General features: G+C 70.2%; 15 protein-coding genes and 1 tRNA gene. 11 read left to right on the forward strand and 5 right to left on the reverse strand.

The window, feature by feature from the left end; genetic code table 11:
• From ABD120_RS18835 to ABD120_RS18855, 5 genes are all read left to right on the forward strand, one after another.
• Positions 1–691: hypothetical protein (locus ABD120_RS18835; RefSeq protein ID WP_343951233.1), on the forward strand; the 691-nt coding region annotated here is incomplete at its 5' end.
• A gap of 19 nt (positions 692–710) precedes the next feature.
• Positions 711–2,804: a hypothetical protein gene (locus ABD120_RS18840; RefSeq protein WP_343951234.1), complete on the forward strand. Its 2,094-nt coding sequence runs from the start codon at positions 711–713 to the stop codon at positions 2,802–2,804.
• A gap of 192 nt (positions 2,805–2,996) precedes the next feature.
• The gene (locus ABD120_RS18845) at positions 2,997–3,236 is read left to right on the forward strand and encodes a hypothetical protein (protein WP_343951235.1); all 240 of its coding nucleotides are present in this window, start codon (positions 2,997–2,999) and stop codon (positions 3,234–3,236) included.
• 38 nt (positions 3,237–3,274) lie between these two features.
• Complete coding sequence (locus ABD120_RS18850; protein ID WP_343951236.1) at positions 3,275–3,727, forward strand: hypothetical protein; 453 nt, start codon at positions 3,275–3,277, stop codon at positions 3,725–3,727.
• Positions 3,724–4,785 (forward strand): DNA cytosine methyltransferase, encoded by a 1,062-nt coding sequence (locus ABD120_RS18855; RefSeq protein WP_343951237.1) that lies wholly within the window; start codon positions 3,724–3,726, stop codon positions 4,783–4,785. Before ABD120_RS18850 ends, ABD120_RS18855 begins: the two co-directional genes overlap by 4 nt.
• A 145-nt stretch (positions 4,786–4,930) precedes the next feature.
• Here the strand turns inward: ABD120_RS18855 and ABD120_RS18860 are convergent, their stop codons facing one another.
• Entirely contained in the window at positions 4,931–5,095 is a 165-nt protein-coding gene (locus ABD120_RS18860; protein ID WP_343951238.1) for a hypothetical protein, read from the reverse strand.
• Positions 5,096–5,140: 45 nt separating this feature from the next.
• On the opposite strand from ABD120_RS18860, the gene ABD120_RS18865 reads away from it, so the two are divergent.
• From ABD120_RS18865 to ABD120_RS18880, 4 genes are all read left to right on the forward strand, one after another.
• Positions 5,141–5,932 (forward strand): bifunctional DNA primase/polymerase, encoded by a 792-nt coding sequence (locus tag ABD120_RS18865; RefSeq protein WP_343951239.1) that lies wholly within the window; start codon positions 5,141–5,143, stop codon positions 5,930–5,932.
• 79 nt (positions 5,933–6,011) lie between these two features.
• Positions 6,012–7,229 carry a DUF3631 domain-containing protein gene (locus ABD120_RS18870; protein ID WP_343951240.1) on the forward strand — a complete coding sequence of 406 codons (1,218 nt, stop codon included), beginning with the start codon at positions 6,012–6,014 and terminating at the stop codon, positions 7,227–7,229.
• Between the two features lie 172 nt (positions 7,230–7,401).
• Complete coding sequence (locus tag ABD120_RS18875; RefSeq protein ID WP_343951241.1) at positions 7,402–7,608, forward strand: helix-turn-helix domain-containing protein; 207 nt, start codon at positions 7,402–7,404, stop codon at positions 7,606–7,608.
• Entirely contained in the window at positions 7,608–8,783 is a 1,176-nt protein-coding gene (locus ABD120_RS18880; RefSeq protein WP_343951242.1) for a site-specific integrase, read from the forward strand. The genes ABD120_RS18875 and ABD120_RS18880 overlap by 1 nt, the downstream gene beginning before the upstream one ends.
• A gap of 57 nt (positions 8,784–8,840) precedes the next feature.
• On the opposite strand, the gene ABD120_RS18885 is transcribed toward ABD120_RS18880, so the two are convergent.
• A tRNA-Val gene (locus ABD120_RS18885) sits at positions 8,841–8,912 on the reverse strand.
• Between the two features lie 423 nt (positions 8,913–9,335).
• Here ABD120_RS18885 and ABD120_RS18890 point away from each other — a divergent pair.
• The gene (locus tag ABD120_RS18890; protein WP_020547189.1) at positions 9,336–9,752 is read left to right on the forward strand and encodes an SsgA family sporulation/cell division regulator; all 417 of its coding nucleotides are present in this window, start codon (positions 9,336–9,338) and stop codon (positions 9,750–9,752) included.
• A gap of 165 nt (positions 9,753–9,917) precedes the next feature.
• Here ABD120_RS18890 and ABD120_RS18895 read toward each other — a convergent pair whose 3' ends face one another.
• On the reverse strand, positions 9,918–10,733 hold the full coding sequence (locus tag ABD120_RS18895; RefSeq protein ID WP_343951243.1) for a DUF305 domain-containing protein: 816 nt from the start codon (positions 10,731–10,733) through the stop codon (positions 9,918–9,920).
• Positions 10,734–10,774: 41 nt separating this feature from the next.
• Here ABD120_RS18895 and ABD120_RS18900 point away from each other — a divergent pair, with 41 nt between their 5' ends.
• A complete protein-coding gene (locus tag ABD120_RS18900; protein WP_343951244.1) occupies positions 10,775–12,190 on the forward strand; it encodes an LVIVD repeat-containing protein in 1,416 nt (471 codons plus the stop codon).
• A gap of 537 nt (positions 12,191–12,727) precedes the next feature.
• Here the strand turns inward: ABD120_RS18900 and ABD120_RS18905 are convergent.
• Together ABD120_RS18905 and ABD120_RS18910 are read right to left on the reverse strand one after the other, a co-directional pair.
• Positions 12,728–13,555 carry an aminotransferase class IV gene (locus ABD120_RS18905; protein WP_343951246.1) on the reverse strand — a complete coding sequence of 276 codons (828 nt, stop codon included), beginning with the start codon at positions 13,553–13,555 and terminating at the stop codon, positions 12,728–12,730.
• Positions 13,552–14,559 carry a chorismate-binding protein gene (locus ABD120_RS18910; protein WP_343951248.1) on the reverse strand — a complete coding sequence of 336 codons (1,008 nt, stop codon included), beginning with the start codon at positions 14,557–14,559 and terminating at the stop codon, positions 13,552–13,554. The genes ABD120_RS18905 and ABD120_RS18910 overlap by 4 nt, the downstream gene beginning before the upstream one ends.
• Between the last annotated feature and the right edge of the window lie 72 nt (positions 14,560–14,631).

A 14,631-nucleotide genomic window follows, 5' to 3' on the forward strand; every position in this document is an offset into this window, starting at 1 on the left:
GCCCCGCCCCGACGCGGCCCCCGACACCGACCCCGCCCCGCCCACCGCCGACACCAGCGGCTCCACCGCCACGACCGACGCCGACGCGGGAAAGGAGCCGACCGCAGACGGGCCGACCGCAGGCGAGGCAGAGCCGGTCACCGCGTCCGCCACGTGCGAACGGTGCGGCACCGTCCACACCGTCACCATCCCCGCCGGGGAAACCGTCCGCATGGTCGTCTGCGACTGCGGCACGGACCTGTACTTCGTCCGCAACCCCCACCGGCCCGGCCCCGCGACCCGCCAGTCCCGCGTCGGCGCGGGACGGCACCGCCACCCCTACCCCGCACCCACCACCGTGAGGAGAACGCGCACTGTGAGTACCTTCCCGCTGGCCGCCGTGGCGGCCGAGATGAACGCCGCCGCCGCAGCCTACGCCCCGACCGACATGTGGGTCGTCGCCCGCGAACTCGATCAGATGCCCGAGGTGGCCGCCTACGTGGCGCTGGCCATCCGTACCTACACCACGAGGTTGCAGGCCGAATACCCGATCGACCCGGCCGTGGTCGAGGCCATCCACCGCATGTACCAGGGTCAGGCGCTGCTGGTGTCGGCCGCAGAGGAGATCGGTCCTCTGTTCCGGCAGGTGCACGCCGAGGACCTCCGGCGCGAAGAGGCGCCGCGCACCAACGAACCGCTCTGGAACGTCTGACCTGGAAGGAGGGGGACCCGTGGGCTCCACCACGACCGGAACCCCGCGCGCCGACTGGTCTGTCCGGCCGCGCGGCGCGGCGGGCGCCACCGTCCAGGGCGCGCTCGCCCTGGCCGCCGTCGCGGCCGTGGGCGACACCGCCGCCCTCGACCCGCTGTGGGGCGGCGCCGTAGCGGCGGTCGGCGCGCTGGGCACGGTCGTGGTCGGCGCCCACCGCCACCACCCCCCGGCCGCCCTGCTGTACCGCATCGGATGCTGGCTCAGCGGCGGCGGCTGGCTCACCTACACCCTCGCGGCCACCCCGTGGAGCCTCAACACCCTCGCCGCACTCGGCGTCGGCTCCCTGGCGGCAGGGCTGCTGGCCCCCTTCGGACGCGCCACCCCGACCCCGGGCCGCCAGCCCGGCACCGGCCTGATGCTGCGGGCATCCGCCCGCAACGCCGCCGAATGGGAAGCGCGCCTGCTGCGGGTGTGCCGCATCCGCGCGACCGTCACCGACGTCCGCCCCTGGCCGGGCGGCACCGGCTACGACGTGCACGCCGACCTGCCCGGCGGCGGCGTCACCCGCCGACAGCTCACCGGCTACGCCGAAGGACTCGCCACCGACGCCCGCCTGCCCGAAGGGTGCGGCGTCGAAGTCGCCGCGGGGGCGCATCGGGGCGCGGTCGTGCTGCGCGTCTCCACCGTCAACCAGCTCGCCCGGACCATCGACTACCCGGCCGACTACAGCCCCCGCAGCGTCCTGGAACCCGTCTCCTTCGGCGAGCACGCCAACGGCGAACCGGCCGCCGCGCTGCTGCGCGAAGACTCGGTCCTGGCGTCGGGGAAACGCGGAAGCGGCAAGACCACCCTGCTTCAGGACCTGTCCATCGCACTGGGCCGTTGCCTCGACAACCTGGTGTGGCATCTCGACCTCAACGGCGGCGGCCTCACCCAGCCGTGGATAGACGTGTGGCTGGAGGGACGGACCGTGCGCTGCCCGATCGACTGGGCCGCGCCGAACCCGGCCGAGGGCAAGCGCATGCTCGCCGCCGCCGTAGCGATCGCCAAGCACCGCAAGGCGTCGTACCGGGCGCTCAAGCGCTCCCGCAACACCAACCTGCTGCCCGTCAGCGTCGAGTTGCCGCAGATCACGATCGTCGTGGACGAGGGCGCGCAAGCCGTCGCCGACCGCGACCTGAAGGAGCTGCTCAACGAGCTGCAGAACATCGGCCGCAACGAAGCGGTCAACATGGTCGTCTCCGCGCTGCGGCCCACCAGCGACCTCATCCCCGTCAACATGCGCAAACAGTCCGGCGTCCGCGTCCAGATGTACGGCCCGGACACGGAGGAACTCGGGCACATGTTCGGCTGGGCCATCGGGGGCAAGCTGTCCATGGATCAGCTCGCCGGACGCGGCACGGGGTTCGTCAGCATCGACGGCAGCGCCCCGCGCCCGTTCCGCGCCTACAACGCGCTGCCCGGCCAGATCGAACAGGCCGCGCTGGCCATCGCCGCCACCCGCCCCGACCTCGACCCCGCATCCGCCCACGCGGCGGGCAGCGCCTACGCCACCCGCTACGAGCGCATGCGCTGGGCCTTCACCGACCACGACACAGACGACGACACCGACACCGAGTACGGCGACGCCGAGGACGGGGCCGCTCCGGCGTTCCCGGCAACCGCGACGGCGGCGGCGGGGCGGCATCTGACCGCGCTGCCCGGCGGCGCGGACACGTGGGCCGACCCCGTCTCCCTCGCCCACCGGACCACACAACACGGGTCGGCCGCCGCATGGGCCGCCCCGGGCCACGCCGTCACCGCCGCCGCACCACCCCGCCAGATCCCCGCACCCGCCCGGCCTGTACCGCCCATCGTGGGCCTCGCACTGGACGCCTTCACCGCCGCCGAGACCGGCCGCCTGCACTCCACAGAGCTTGCCGAGGCGCTCGGGATGAGTTTGACCGAGCTGGCCGACGCGCTTCGCCCGCACGGCATCACCCCCCGCGAGAACCCGTTCAAACGCGGCGGAGTGCGGGCGCGCGGCTACGCCCTGGAGGACTTCCAGCACCCGTCCGGGGGGTCACACCCCGGGTCACACCCGGGGGTCACACCGGGTCACACCGCAGTGTGACCCGCACACCCCGCCCGTGACCCCCACCGTGCACCCCCCGACCAGCACGAACGCGGGGGTGTGACCCGGTGTGCGGGTCACACCCCCCACCCCCCATTCCAGGCCCCGGAAGCGCTCCACCCCCACCCCCGCCGCCGGGGGTCACGGGGGCGCACACCCACACCCACCCACCCTCCCCCGAAGGAGACGGTCATGCTCGCCGCGCTCGCCACCCTCGCCCTCACCACCACCGCCATCGCGGCCCTCGCGCTGGCCGCCGTCGTCCTGTACCGGGCCAGCCTCAAGCGCCGCCCCGACACCGGCTGCCGCAGCTGCGAGGGCACCGGCGCCTGCCTGTCCCGTCTGTTCGCCAGCAGCGACGGCTACTGCCCCGACTGCACCGGCACCGGCCGCCGACTCCGGCGCGGCGCCCACCTCCTCAACGTCCGCTGACAACCCCACACCCGCCAACCCTCCCCGAAGGAGCCCACATGTCCCACGCCGACACCCCCTCGCCCTCACCCGCCACCGCCGTTCCCGATCTTCTGCCGTGCGACGGCATCGACCCCCTGGACCCCGCCAGCGTCGCCCGCCTGACGGAGATCACCGGCCAACCGATCCCCAACAGCCTGTCCCCGGCGCAGACCATCGCGGCCGTGCTCCGCGCCGCGTGCGACGAGATGAACCGCCGCCGTGTGTCGCACACGCCGCTGTACATCGAGGTCGGCGAGGACGCCCACCGGCTGATGACGCAAGACACCGCCGACGCGCGAGAGGCGCGGTGGCTGTGCGCCGACCTCTACCGGCACGGATGGATGGTCGGCGTGATGCCCATCGACATGACCGCCCCTCCCAACGAGGCCGACCCCGACCCCCTGGCCGACTGGCTGCCCGACCTGCCCGACTTGTCTGGCCTGGCCGCCGCCGGCGGGGCGGCGGCGTGACCGCACCCACCATGGGCAGCGTGTGCACCGGGTACGGCGGTCTCGACCTCGCGGTCTCCGCCGTCCTCGGCGCACGCCCCGCCTGGGTCGCCGACCCCGACCCGGGCGCCGCCCGCATCCTCGCCCACCACTGGCCCGAGGTGCCCAACCTGGGCGACATCACCGCCCTCGACTGGGCGAGCGTCCCGCGCGTGGACGTCCTCACCGCCGGGTTCCCCTGCCAAGACCTGTCGCACGCCGGACGCGGCGCCGGAATCCGGAAGGACACCCGCAGTGGACTGTGGCTCACCATCGCCCACGCCGTGGGCGTACTACGACCCCGACTCCTCCTGCTTGAGAACGTGGCAGCAATCGCTACTCGAAGACCTGGACTTGACGTCGTCCTCGCCGACCTTGCCGCGCTCGGGTTCGATGCGGAATGGACGTGTCTACGAGCGTCCGACGTCGGCGCCCCGCACCGGCGCGACCGGTGGTTCTGCCTCGCCTGGCCTGCCGACCCCGACCACCTCAGAGGCCACCGGCACCGGACCGCCGGACAGCCCCCGCAACGACACCCTCAGAGCGCGGATCGCGTTGCTGCCCACCGCCCGCGCCTCCGAGGCGGAGAACCGGCAGAGGCGACGCACCCCTTCCCAGGAAGCGGGCAGGCACGGCCTGAGCCTGGCCGCCGAAGCGGCGGCGCTGCTGCCGACCCCGACGACGCGCAATGGAACGGGCAACAAGGAGAACAACCGTGGAGACCTGCTCCTGCCGGGGGTGGCGGAAGCGATATCGACTGGGGCGCCTACGCCCGTGCCGTCGCCCGCTGGGAGGCGGTCACCGGCCCCGCACCCCGGCCAACTGACGATCGAGGACGCCTGAGCCCCCCGTTCGTCGAATGGCTGATGGGCCTCCCGCCGGGATGGGTCACCGACGTACCCGGCCTGACCCGCACCCAGCAGCTCCACAAACTCGGCAACGGCGTCGTACCTCTCCAAGCCGTCGTCGGCCTGCACACCCTCATGCCCGTCTACGCCCGCGCCACCGCCGCACTCCGCCAGGAGGACATCGCCTCATGACCACGACCACCAACCGGCAAACCCTCGACAAGCCCACGAACGGAGAGGAGGGGCTTCGCCCCCGCCTTCCCGGGACCTGCCGGAGGTGACCGATAGTGCGGATCTGCCAGCCCTCATCCGCGAACGCGCGGGAGAGCTGATCCCGTCAGGAAACGCCGGTGAACCCGGGATCGAGAAGGGTGTCGATGACCGCCCCACCGTCCCCGTAGACCAGCGTGTCGGTGCTCCAGTCGAGCTGGACGTCATCCAGCCCCCGAGACCGGATCAGGTTGTCGTAGTTCTTCAGCGCGATACGCGTCTCCTCGGTCATAGGCCGAGGCTAACCACCTCCGTCAGCCCCTGGAAGAGGCAGCCCTTGTTCACCAGCGACCTCCACCTGCCGACCGCCGCCCTGCACCACATCGCTCAAGGCCACAGAGTCCTGCCCTGCCTACCGGGCGGCAAGCGTCCGGTAGGACGACTGGTTCCGAACGGCTTCCGTGAAGCGAGCGACGATTTTGAGTTGGTCTCGCGGTGGTGGCGGCACTGCCCGAACGCCAACATCGGCGTCCCCACCGGCCAAGACTCCTTCGACGTCCTGGACGTCGACGTCAAGCCCGAAGGCAGCGGCTACCCGGCCCTCAACCGGCTCAAGGCGGCCGGTGTCCTGCCGCCCCCGCTGGCGGTCGTGGCCACCCCGTCCGGCGGACTGCACTGCTACTACCCCGGCACCAGCCAGCCGTGCGGCAGCCTCAGGGAGCACTTCCTCGACTTCAAAGCCACCGGCGGATACGTCCTCATCCCACCCAGCGTCATCGCGGGCGACGCGTACAGGGTGATCGCCACCCCCGCCCACGCGGGAGACCAACTCAATTGGACCGTGGTCCGCGACTTCCTCAAGCCGCCTCGCCCCGCCGACCGTCGCCCGCCCACAGCCCGGCCCGGCCCGCCTGGCGCGGGCGTCCCCGGCCTCGCCCGCTGGCTGAGCGGCAAGACCAAACCCGGCCGCAACCAGGCATTGTTCTGGGCCGCCTGCCGCGCGGTGGAGAACGGCGCCAGCGAGAGCGACCTCCACGAGCTGTACGCCGGGATGCGGTTCGGCGACGGATTCGACGAACGCCAAGCCGCCCGAACCGTGGCCGACGCCTATCGCACCGTGGCCACATGACCGAGCCGCCTTCCCTCTGAGAGCCAGGCCCCGGTCTCCGCTAACGCGATACCCGCCATCCAAGCAGGGAGATCTATCCATGCCCCAAGACGTGCCAGACGGCGCCGCCCTACTCGATGCCCTGGTGGCAGCCCTGAACAGATACGTGATCCTGCCCAGCGCCGAGGCCGCCGACGCGGTCGCGCTCTGGATCGCCGCCAGCCACGCCCAACCCGCATGGGCGCACGCCCCCCGGCTCGTGATCAGGGCCCCCGAGAAGCGGTGCGGCAAGTCGCGATTGCTGGACGTGGTCGAGGCGACCTGCTACCAGCCGTTCATCACCGTCAACTCCTCCAGCGCGGCCGTGTACCGGTCGATCACCGAGGACCCGCCCACCATGCTCGTGGACGAAGCCGACACGATCTTCGGACCCAAGGCGGACGGCAACGAGGACTTGCGTGGCCTGCTCAACGCCGGGCACCAGCGCAACCGGCCCGCCAAGCGGTACGACGCCGCCACCAACCGCGTCGAGTCGATCCCGACGTTCGCCATGGCCGCCCTCGCCGGAATCGGCGCCATGCCCGACACCATCGAGGACCGCGCGGTCGTGATCCGGATGCGCCGACGCGGCCCCGGCGAAACCGTCGCACCGTACCGGCACCGACGCGACCGGGGTCCGCTCCAACAGCTCGCCGCCGCGATCCACCAGTGGCTACGCGCCGACCGCGCCGCCCTGGAAGCGGCTGAGCCGCTGATGCCGGTCGAGGACCGCGCGGCCGACACCTGGGAGCCGCTGGTGGCGGTCGCCGACCACGCCGGGGGGCACTGGCCCGACCGCGCCCGCGCCGCAGTCCTCGCCCTCACCGCCGAAGCCGACGATGGCAGCGGACCGTCTGCCGGGTTGAGGCTTCTCGCCGACTGCCGCAGCGCTTTCGCCCTCGGTACGGACACGTCCCTGCCGACCGCCGTCCTGCTGGAACGGCTCAAGGCCAACCCGGAAGGGGGCTGGAACGAGTTCGGCCCGGCAGGACTGACCCCGATGAAACTCGGCACGATGCTGCGCGAGTACGGCATCCGCTCCGACACCATCCGGTTTCCCACGCTCGGGCAGGCCAAGGGCTACCACCGCACGGCCTTCACCGACGCCTGGAACCGCTACTGCCCGTCCGCCGAGCCCGGCCCCGCCCCCGGAGACCGCCCCGGCGAGACCGCCGAGAACGGCGAAGTGCTCCCCTTCGGGAGGGGGAGCCGTACCAGCCGTACCAGCCTCAACAGTGCTGGTCAAAGCGGTACGGCTTGCACCCCTGGTACGGCTTAAGCCGTACCACCGAAGAAGCCGTACCAGCTCTGACCAGCGGAAACGAGGCTGGTACGGCTGGTACGGCTATCCCCTCCCAAGCGGAGCCAGCCGCCGCCAAAACGGCATGCCAATCGCCCGGCCCCTCCCTGCCGGGTATCCCCTCTGTCCTCGTCAAGGAGTGCCCGCACCCATGAACACGCCGCTCGAAGACACCCAGCTCTACCGCATCACCGACGCCATGAGGCTGCTCAAGCTCAGCCGCAGCCTCATCTATGACCAGATCCGGGCAGGCCGCCTGTCCTCCGTCAAACAGGGCCGCGCCCGTCTCTTCACCGCGAACGGAATCCGCAAGTACATCGCCCTCCTGGAGACAGAAGCGGCGGAGGAGGCAGCTTAATGACCAAGCGACGCAGTAGAGGAGACGGCGGCCTGCACTGGGACGCCCAGCGCCAGCGGTGGATCGCGTCCGTAACGATCGGTTACACCCCCGCTGGAAAGCGCATAGTGAGAACCGCCAGCGCCAAGACCAAGACCGAGGCCAAAGAGAAGCTGAAGGAGATCCTTCGTGATCACGAGAATGGGCTGTCCAACGCGGGCAACACCACTGTTGCCGACGCCGTACGCGATTGGCTGGCATATGGCCTCCACGGACGCGACCAGGCCACGGTCAAGCACCGCACGACCCTAGCCAACACGCACGTGATACCGGGCCTGGGTGCACGCAAGCTCCGCGAACTGTCGGCGGAGGACGTAGACCGCTGGCTGGCCTCCGTGTCCAAGACAGTGAGCACGCGCACCATCCGGGACATCCGCTCCGTGCTCAAGCGCGCCGTAGACCGTGCTCAGGCGCGCGACAAGGTGCGGCGGAACGTGGTCATGCTCTGCGAGGTGCCGAAGGGCAAGGACGGCCGCCCGTCGAAATCTCTCACCCGGCATCAGGCCGAAGCACTCCTGACCGCCTCTGAGGGCACGAGTATGCACGCGTACATCGTGCTCTCACTCCTGATCGGCGCGCGAACGGAGGAACTTCGGGCGCTCACGTGGTCGCACGTGGACCTTGAGGGGCGGTTGGACGTTGACCCACCCATCCCGCCGTCCGTGAAGCTCTGGCGCTCTGTCCGCGTCGGTGGCGACACCAAGACGAAGAAGTCTCGTAGGACGCTCGCCATGCCGGTGCGCTGCGTGGAAGCCCTACGCCTACACAAAGGGCGCCAGGCCGTCATCCGGGCACGCGCCGGTGACGCGTGGCAGGATCACGACCTCGTGTTCTGCACACGCCATGGGACCGGGCTTCTGGCGGGCAACGTCCGCCGGGCCTTCCGCACCGTGGTAGGGAAGGCGGGCTTGAACGCGAAGGAGTGGGCACCGCGCGAGATGCGGCACAGCTTCGTCTCGCTTCTGTCGGACTCCGGGGTACCTGTCGAGGACATCGCGCGCTTGGTTGGCCACAACGGCACTGCGGTCACAGAGAGGGTCTACAGGAAGCAGCTCACGCCGCTGATGGTGGAAGGTGCCGAAGCGATGAACCGCATCTTCCCGAGCACCATCGAGGACCCTCAGTCACCCAGTTAGTCACGCCGTAGATCAAGAAGGCCACTTCCTGCGACAGGAAGTGGCCTTTGAGCTGTGTGGGCGATACTGGGATCGAACCAGTGACCTCTTCGGTGTGAACGAAGCGCTCTCCCGCTGAGCTAATCGCCCGCCCTGCGGCCCCATCGAGGCCGACGGGGAAAACCATACCGCACTCCCCGACCATGTGGCGAAGCGGCGACGTCCACCACACAGATTCGGGTGAAACGCGTCAGATGCCCAACGTCGTGGCGGCTCGTTGTCATACCATCATCGTGATCCGGAAGGCGGTGATGTAGATCATTCGTCCGAAAGGTCTGCTGGGCACGCCGAGGGGGGCCCTATGGCTCGCAAAACCCTCGCAAACCTGGTCCGATTGATACCGTTTAGCCTGGTAGATGCCCAAATGTCCTGCTGTGATGTGCGTTACAGAAGGCCCTAGGAGCGGAATCTTTCCTACAGGTTCCTTCGTTCCGCGTCATAGCTGAGGACGAAGTCCGTGAGAGCAGTAAGCCCCGAAGAGGGGACCCTACGACGAAAAAGGTTTGGCTGACGATGAACAGCACCACCGTCTCCGCCGAGCTTGGCCTTCGGCTTGTGGTCCCCGACCGTACTACCGTCCCCCTGCTCGCCGGACTGAGCTACACAGCCGACGATCCATACGCCATCCGTATGGCCTTCCATGTGGGGAACGACGAGCCGGTCGAGTGGATCTTCGCCCGCGAACTCCTGACCGTCGGGATCGTGAGGCGTGTCGGCGACGGCGACGTCCAGGTATGGCCCGCGCGCGCCGACGGCGAGCGCACGCTCCATATCAGCCTGACGTCCCCGTTCGGCCAGGCTCTGTTCGAGGTTCCCCTGGCACCTCTCACGGAGTTCCTCCACCGTACCTACGAGAAGGTGCCCGCAGGCCGCGAAACCGACTTCATGGACCTCGACGCCGAGCTCACGAACATGCTCTGGCCGTCCTGACCTCTCCCGTCGGGAGCCTCGCTCCCGACGAACCCCACACATCCTCCATTACGGCGAAGCCGCCCCCACGCCGCCCACCGCCGTCTGCGAACGGCCTCTCCGAGCGCCACTCGCCCGCCCCCGTAACGCCGTAACGCCGCCCGCTCACCCCTCTGGGCGGCGTCCCTATCCCGTCACCCGGATCGACCTCATCCTGGCGATCTCCAGGTTCTGCCCCGAGTAGACCTCCCGCGCCAGCATGCGGATCCGCTGGTCGCGCCCATGGCGCAGCACGTCGTCCGCCATCTTCAGCGCGCCCTCGTGGTGCCGGATCATCAGCCTCAGGAACATCCGGTCGAAGGCGGCCCCCCTCGACGCCCGCAGCGCGTCCAATTCCTGCGGCGAGGCCATCCCGTCCTCGCCCGCTCCCGAGATCGCACCGTCCCCGGCGCCGGTCGCGCCGCCGCTCGACCCGGGCGACGCACCGGCCTCGGATTCGGGTGTCGCATCCGTGCCGCCGTTCCCGCCAGTGAGCCCTGAGGCGGTGCCGTCCCTGCCTGGAGTCGCGCCTCCCCCGGCGGCGGACCGGTGTCCGTGGGCGTCCGGGATCCGTCGGCCCAAGGCGGTCAGCCAGGTGGCCATCACCTTGATCTCCGGCTCCTGGGTGAGGGCGATCTGCTCGGCCACCCGCAGGATCCCGGGATTGTCGGTGCGCCCTGCCACCATGGCCGTCATCTCCAACGCTTGGCGGTGATGCGGGATCATGCCCTCCACGAAGCGGACGTCGGCGGCCGTGGGCGCCTCCGACGGTCCGGCGATGCGCTCGCCCGGCTCCGCCGTACGAGCTGGGGCTCCGGGGCTGCGCGGGACGATGACCGGCGCGTCGGTGCCGATCGCCGTGGGCTCCCGGGGGTCGCCGGCGCAGGCGGACAGCGTCGCGAGGGAGGCGAAAGTCAGCAGAACCGTGACATAGAAGGTGCGCGAGCGGAACTGTGCTGACATAGCTTCCATACTGGTCCATCAAATCCCCAAGGAGGGCGCGCGTGATCCCCGTAAGGCTTCGAGTAGCCGTGGTGTGCGCCACGTTCTCGCTGGTCGCCGCCTGCTCGGCCGCCCCGGCGACGACGCAGGACGCCTCCACGAGCAGTCCGGAGCCGGCGCCCAGCGTCCCCGCAACCGGCGCACCGAGCCCGCCCCCGGGTCCTGACGAGGTCGTGACCAGCCCCAACGTCAAACTGGTGGCCAACGTTCCCCGCACAGCGCCCCTCGATTCCCCCAACAGCTGGAACTCCGACCTGGCCTTCCAGGGCGACTACGCTTACGTCGGCAACTTCGGCGGGTTCGCCGTCTACGACATCTCCGACCCGACCAAGCCGCAGGTCGTCAGCCAGGTCGCCTGCCCGTCGCAGCAGAACGACATCTCCGTGCACGGTGACCTGCTCATCCTGTCGATCGACGAGGCGCGCAGCGGCGAGACCTGCGACTCCGAGAGCGCCGGGCCCGACTCCCCCGGCGCGTGGGAGGGGCTGCGGATCTTCGACATCAGCGACAAGAAGAACCCGCGGTACGTCTCGGCGGTCAAGACCGCCTGCGGCTCCCACACCCACACGACGGTGCAGGGCAAGAACAAGGACAGTCTGTACGTGTACATCTCGTCGCCGGGTCCCGAGCCGGGCTCCGCGACGTGCCCGTCGCCCCACCCGCTGCTCCAGGTGGTGGAGATCCCGGTCAAGGATCCCGGGCGAGCCAAGATCGTCGCCAAGCCCGACTTCATCCCCGAAGGCCGTTCCGCGGACTCCGGCGGCGGCTGCCACGACATCACCGCCTATCCGGAGAAGAACCTCGCCGCCGCGGCCTGCTTCGGCGACGGCTGGCTCCTCGACATCGCCGACCCGCTGGCGCCCAAGGTGCTGCAACAGGTCAGCGACAGGGAGAACTTCCAGATCTGGCACTCCGCGACGTTCAACAACGACGCGACCAAGGTCGTCTTCAGCGACGAGCTGGGCGGCGGCGGCATGGCCACCTGCGACAGCAAGACGCCGAACACCAAGGGCGCCAACGCGATCTACGACATCGTGAGCGGCAAGCTGGAGCGGCGCGGCTACTTCAAGATGCCGCGCGAGCAGACGTCCGACGAGAACTGCGTCGCCCACAACGGCTCGCTGCTGCCGATCGACGGCAAGGACGTCATGGTGCAGGCGTGGTACCAGGGCGGGGTGTCGATCTGGGACTTCACCGACTCCGACCGGCCGCGCGAGGTGGGCTTCTTCGACCGAGGGCCCGTCGGGGAGAGCGGCGGCATCGCCGGGTCGTGGTCGGCGTACTACTACAACGGCTACATCTACTCCAGCGACATCCTGAAGGGCCTCGACATCCTCGACATCAGCGACCCGCTGACCGATCCCGCCAAGACGGTCAAGATGGGCGAGTTCAACATCCAGACCCAGAAGTCCTACTGACGGCCCGCAAGGGCCGTCAGGCACGCCGAAAGAGCCCGCAGACCTCGAACGGCCTGCAGGCCCCGAGGTGGACGGAGGGCTACGGGGAGGATGTACACAGCCGCCGATAGGTCTGAGGTCTGCTTTGAGGCCACTCGGAACTCCGGCGTTTCAGCCATACTGCGGCGAAGACAGGCAGACGGGGATCGCTGGCATCCGCTCAGCTTCAACGGGCCCGTCCTCTCCACCCACCGCCGAATCCAACCGAATGAAATCCGCCCCGACGCCAGACAAAATCCCAGGTCAACAAGTATCGCCCCCGCGCACGCGGGGATGTTCCTCGGAGACAGCGGCCGGGAAGGCGGCGCGTCGGATCGCCCCCGCGCACGCGGGGATGTTCCCAGCCGTTCGAGGACCTGGTGGGCTTCGGCGCCATCGGCCCCGCGCACGCGGGGATGTTCCCGGAGATATGACGGGCGCGACGGAGCGACAACCGACCAGCGGCCACGAAGAGCCCCGCCCGGTGAGGTGGCACCGGGCGGGGAGACGCCAGGATGATCAGGCCGGGTCGAGGTCCTCGGCGGAGCGGGCCGCGAAGATCTCGATGGCGCGGGCCGTCACCGGGCCGGTGGCGAGGTTCGTCTCGTCGACGCGCCCGATCGGCTGGACGTCGCGCGTCGTCGAGGTCAGGAACGCCTCGTCGGCCTCGTACAGCGCCGACAGCGGCACATCGACCTCCTCCGCCCCGCACCAGTCGATCACCAGCGCCCTCGTCACGCCCGCCAGGCAGCCCGACTCCAGCGTCGGCGTGAGCAGGCGGCCGTCCTGGACGATGAAGATGTTGGAGCCGGTCCCCTCGCACAGGTTGCCCACGAGGTTGCCGAAGATCGCCTCGCCGCCGCCCCTGGCCTTGGCGTAGGCGAGGGCCTTGGCGTTGTCGCCGTACGACGTGGACTTCACGCCCGCCAGCGCGCCGCGCTCGTTGCGCGGCCACGGCACGACGGTGACGGCGGCCGCCGCCGGGAACGGCTTCTGCTCGTCGACGATGACGACCGACGTGGTGCCCTGGTCGCCCCGGTCGGAGCCGAGCGGGCCGGGCCCGCTGGTGTAGGTGACGCGGATGCGGCCCAGTGTCCAGGCGGGGGCTCCGGCCAGGAGTTTGGCGATGCCGTCCGCGATGGCGTCGGTGTCGGGCTCGGGCAGGTCCATACGCTGGGCGGACAGGCGCAGGCGGTCGAGGTGCCTGGTGAGGGCGAACGACCGGCCGTTGACGATCTTGATCGTCTCGAACACGCCGTCGCCCACCATGAGTCCGTGGTCGAAGACCGACACGGCGGCCTGCGCGGGATCGAGAAGTTCCCCGTTGACCCAGACAGGGATGTTCATCTGCTTCCTCCAAAACGGGATGCCAGTGCGATGAGCCTGGACGCCTTCAACTCGGTCTCCAGCCATTCACGCCGGGGGTCGCTCCCCCAGGTGATGCCCGCGCCCGTGCCGAACCGGATCTCGCCGGCGGAGATCCAGAAGGTCCTGATGCCAACGGCCAGCGCCGCCGTGCTCCGGTCGGCGTCAACCCAGCCCACGGCCCCACAGTACGGCCCTCGGGGCTCGGGTTCGAGTGAGTTGATGATGCGCAGTGCCGAGGACTTGGGCGCGCCCGTGACCGATCCGGGGGGAAAGGTCGCGGCGATCAGTTCCGGCCACCCCGCGCCGGGCTCCAGGGCGGCGCGGACAGTGGAGTACAGGTGGACCGAGCCGGGATACTCCTCGGTCACGCAGAGTTCGGGGACCTGCACCGAGCCGACGGCGGCGACCCTGCCGAGGTCGTTGCGGACCAGGTCCACGATCATGATGTTCTCGGCGTAGTCCTTGTCGAGCAGGTCGGCCTCGGTGGCGCCGGTGCCCTTGATCGGCTTGGACTCGATGACGGCGCCGTCGCGGGACAGGTACAACTCCGGCGAGGCGGACACGACGCCGAGGCCGGGCAGGTCGATGACGGCGGCGTAGGCGGCCGGGTTGGCCTCGGCCAGCCGGTTGGCGAGGGCGAGCGGGTCGGCGCCGGCGGGCAGGGGGGCGGTGAGGACACGGGTGAGGTTGGCCTGGTAGACCTCGCCGCGCTCGATGTGGTCGCGGATCGCGCGCACGCCGTCCTCGTAGGCGGCCCGGTCGAGCGAGGTACGCCACTGGGCGGGGTGGGGTCCGTGCCAGTCGGCGGCGGCCTTGGGGAGGGGGGCCGGGCGGACGTGGTCGAAACGGGCACACGTCACCTTGCCCTCGTAGTCGAGCACGACCGCCCACCAGCCCTCGCCGTCGAGGGCGGCGAGGTCGGTGGTGAGGTCACGCAGCCCGGTGGCGAGCTGTCCACCGATATGGGCATAACTGTGCTGCACAAACCCAATTGTCCCAGTCGGCCGTGATGACCTGACCCGCCTCCTGTCATCACGGCTCAGCCGTCCCACCAC

This window comes from Nonomuraea longicatena, from assembly GCF_039525605.1.
Taxonomy (GTDB): Bacteria; Actinomycetota; Actinomycetes; order Streptosporangiales; family Streptosporangiaceae; genus Nonomuraea; species Nonomuraea longicatena.

What these genes read in the sequence shown, in the direction of transcription:
- ABD120_RS18845 (WP_343951235.1), top strand. Translation starts at nt 2,997, where the DNA reads ATGCTCGCCGCGCTCGCCACCCTCGCCCTCACCACCACCGCCATCGCG.
- ABD120_RS18850 (WP_343951236.1), top strand. Translation starts at nt 3,275, where the DNA reads ATGTCCCACGCCGACACCCCCTCGCCCTCACCCGCCACCGCCGTTCCC.
- ABD120_RS18860 (WP_343951238.1), bottom strand. Translation starts at nt 5,095, where the DNA reads ATGACCGAGGAGACGCGTATCGCGCTGAAGAACTACGACAACCTGATC.
- ABD120_RS18870 (WP_343951240.1), top strand. Translation starts at nt 6,012, where the DNA reads ATGCCCCAAGACGTGCCAGACGGCGCCGCCCTACTCGATGCCCTGGTG.
- ABD120_RS18875 (WP_343951241.1), top strand. Translation starts at nt 7,402, where the DNA reads ATGAACACGCCGCTCGAAGACACCCAGCTCTACCGCATCACCGACGCC.
- ABD120_RS18880 (WP_343951242.1), top strand. Translation starts at nt 7,608, where the DNA reads ATGACCAAGCGACGCAGTAGAGGAGACGGCGGCCTGCACTGGGACGCC.
- ABD120_RS18890 (WP_020547189.1), top strand. Translation starts at nt 9,336, where the DNA reads ATGAACAGCACCACCGTCTCCGCCGAGCTTGGCCTTCGGCTTGTGGTC.
- ABD120_RS18895 (WP_343951243.1), bottom strand. Translation starts at nt 10,733, where the DNA reads ATGTCAGCACAGTTCCGCTCGCGCACCTTCTATGTCACGGTTCTGCTG.
- ABD120_RS18905 (WP_343951246.1), bottom strand. Translation starts at nt 13,555, where the DNA reads ATGAACATCCCTGTCTGGGTCAACGGGGAACTTCTCGATCCCGCGCAG.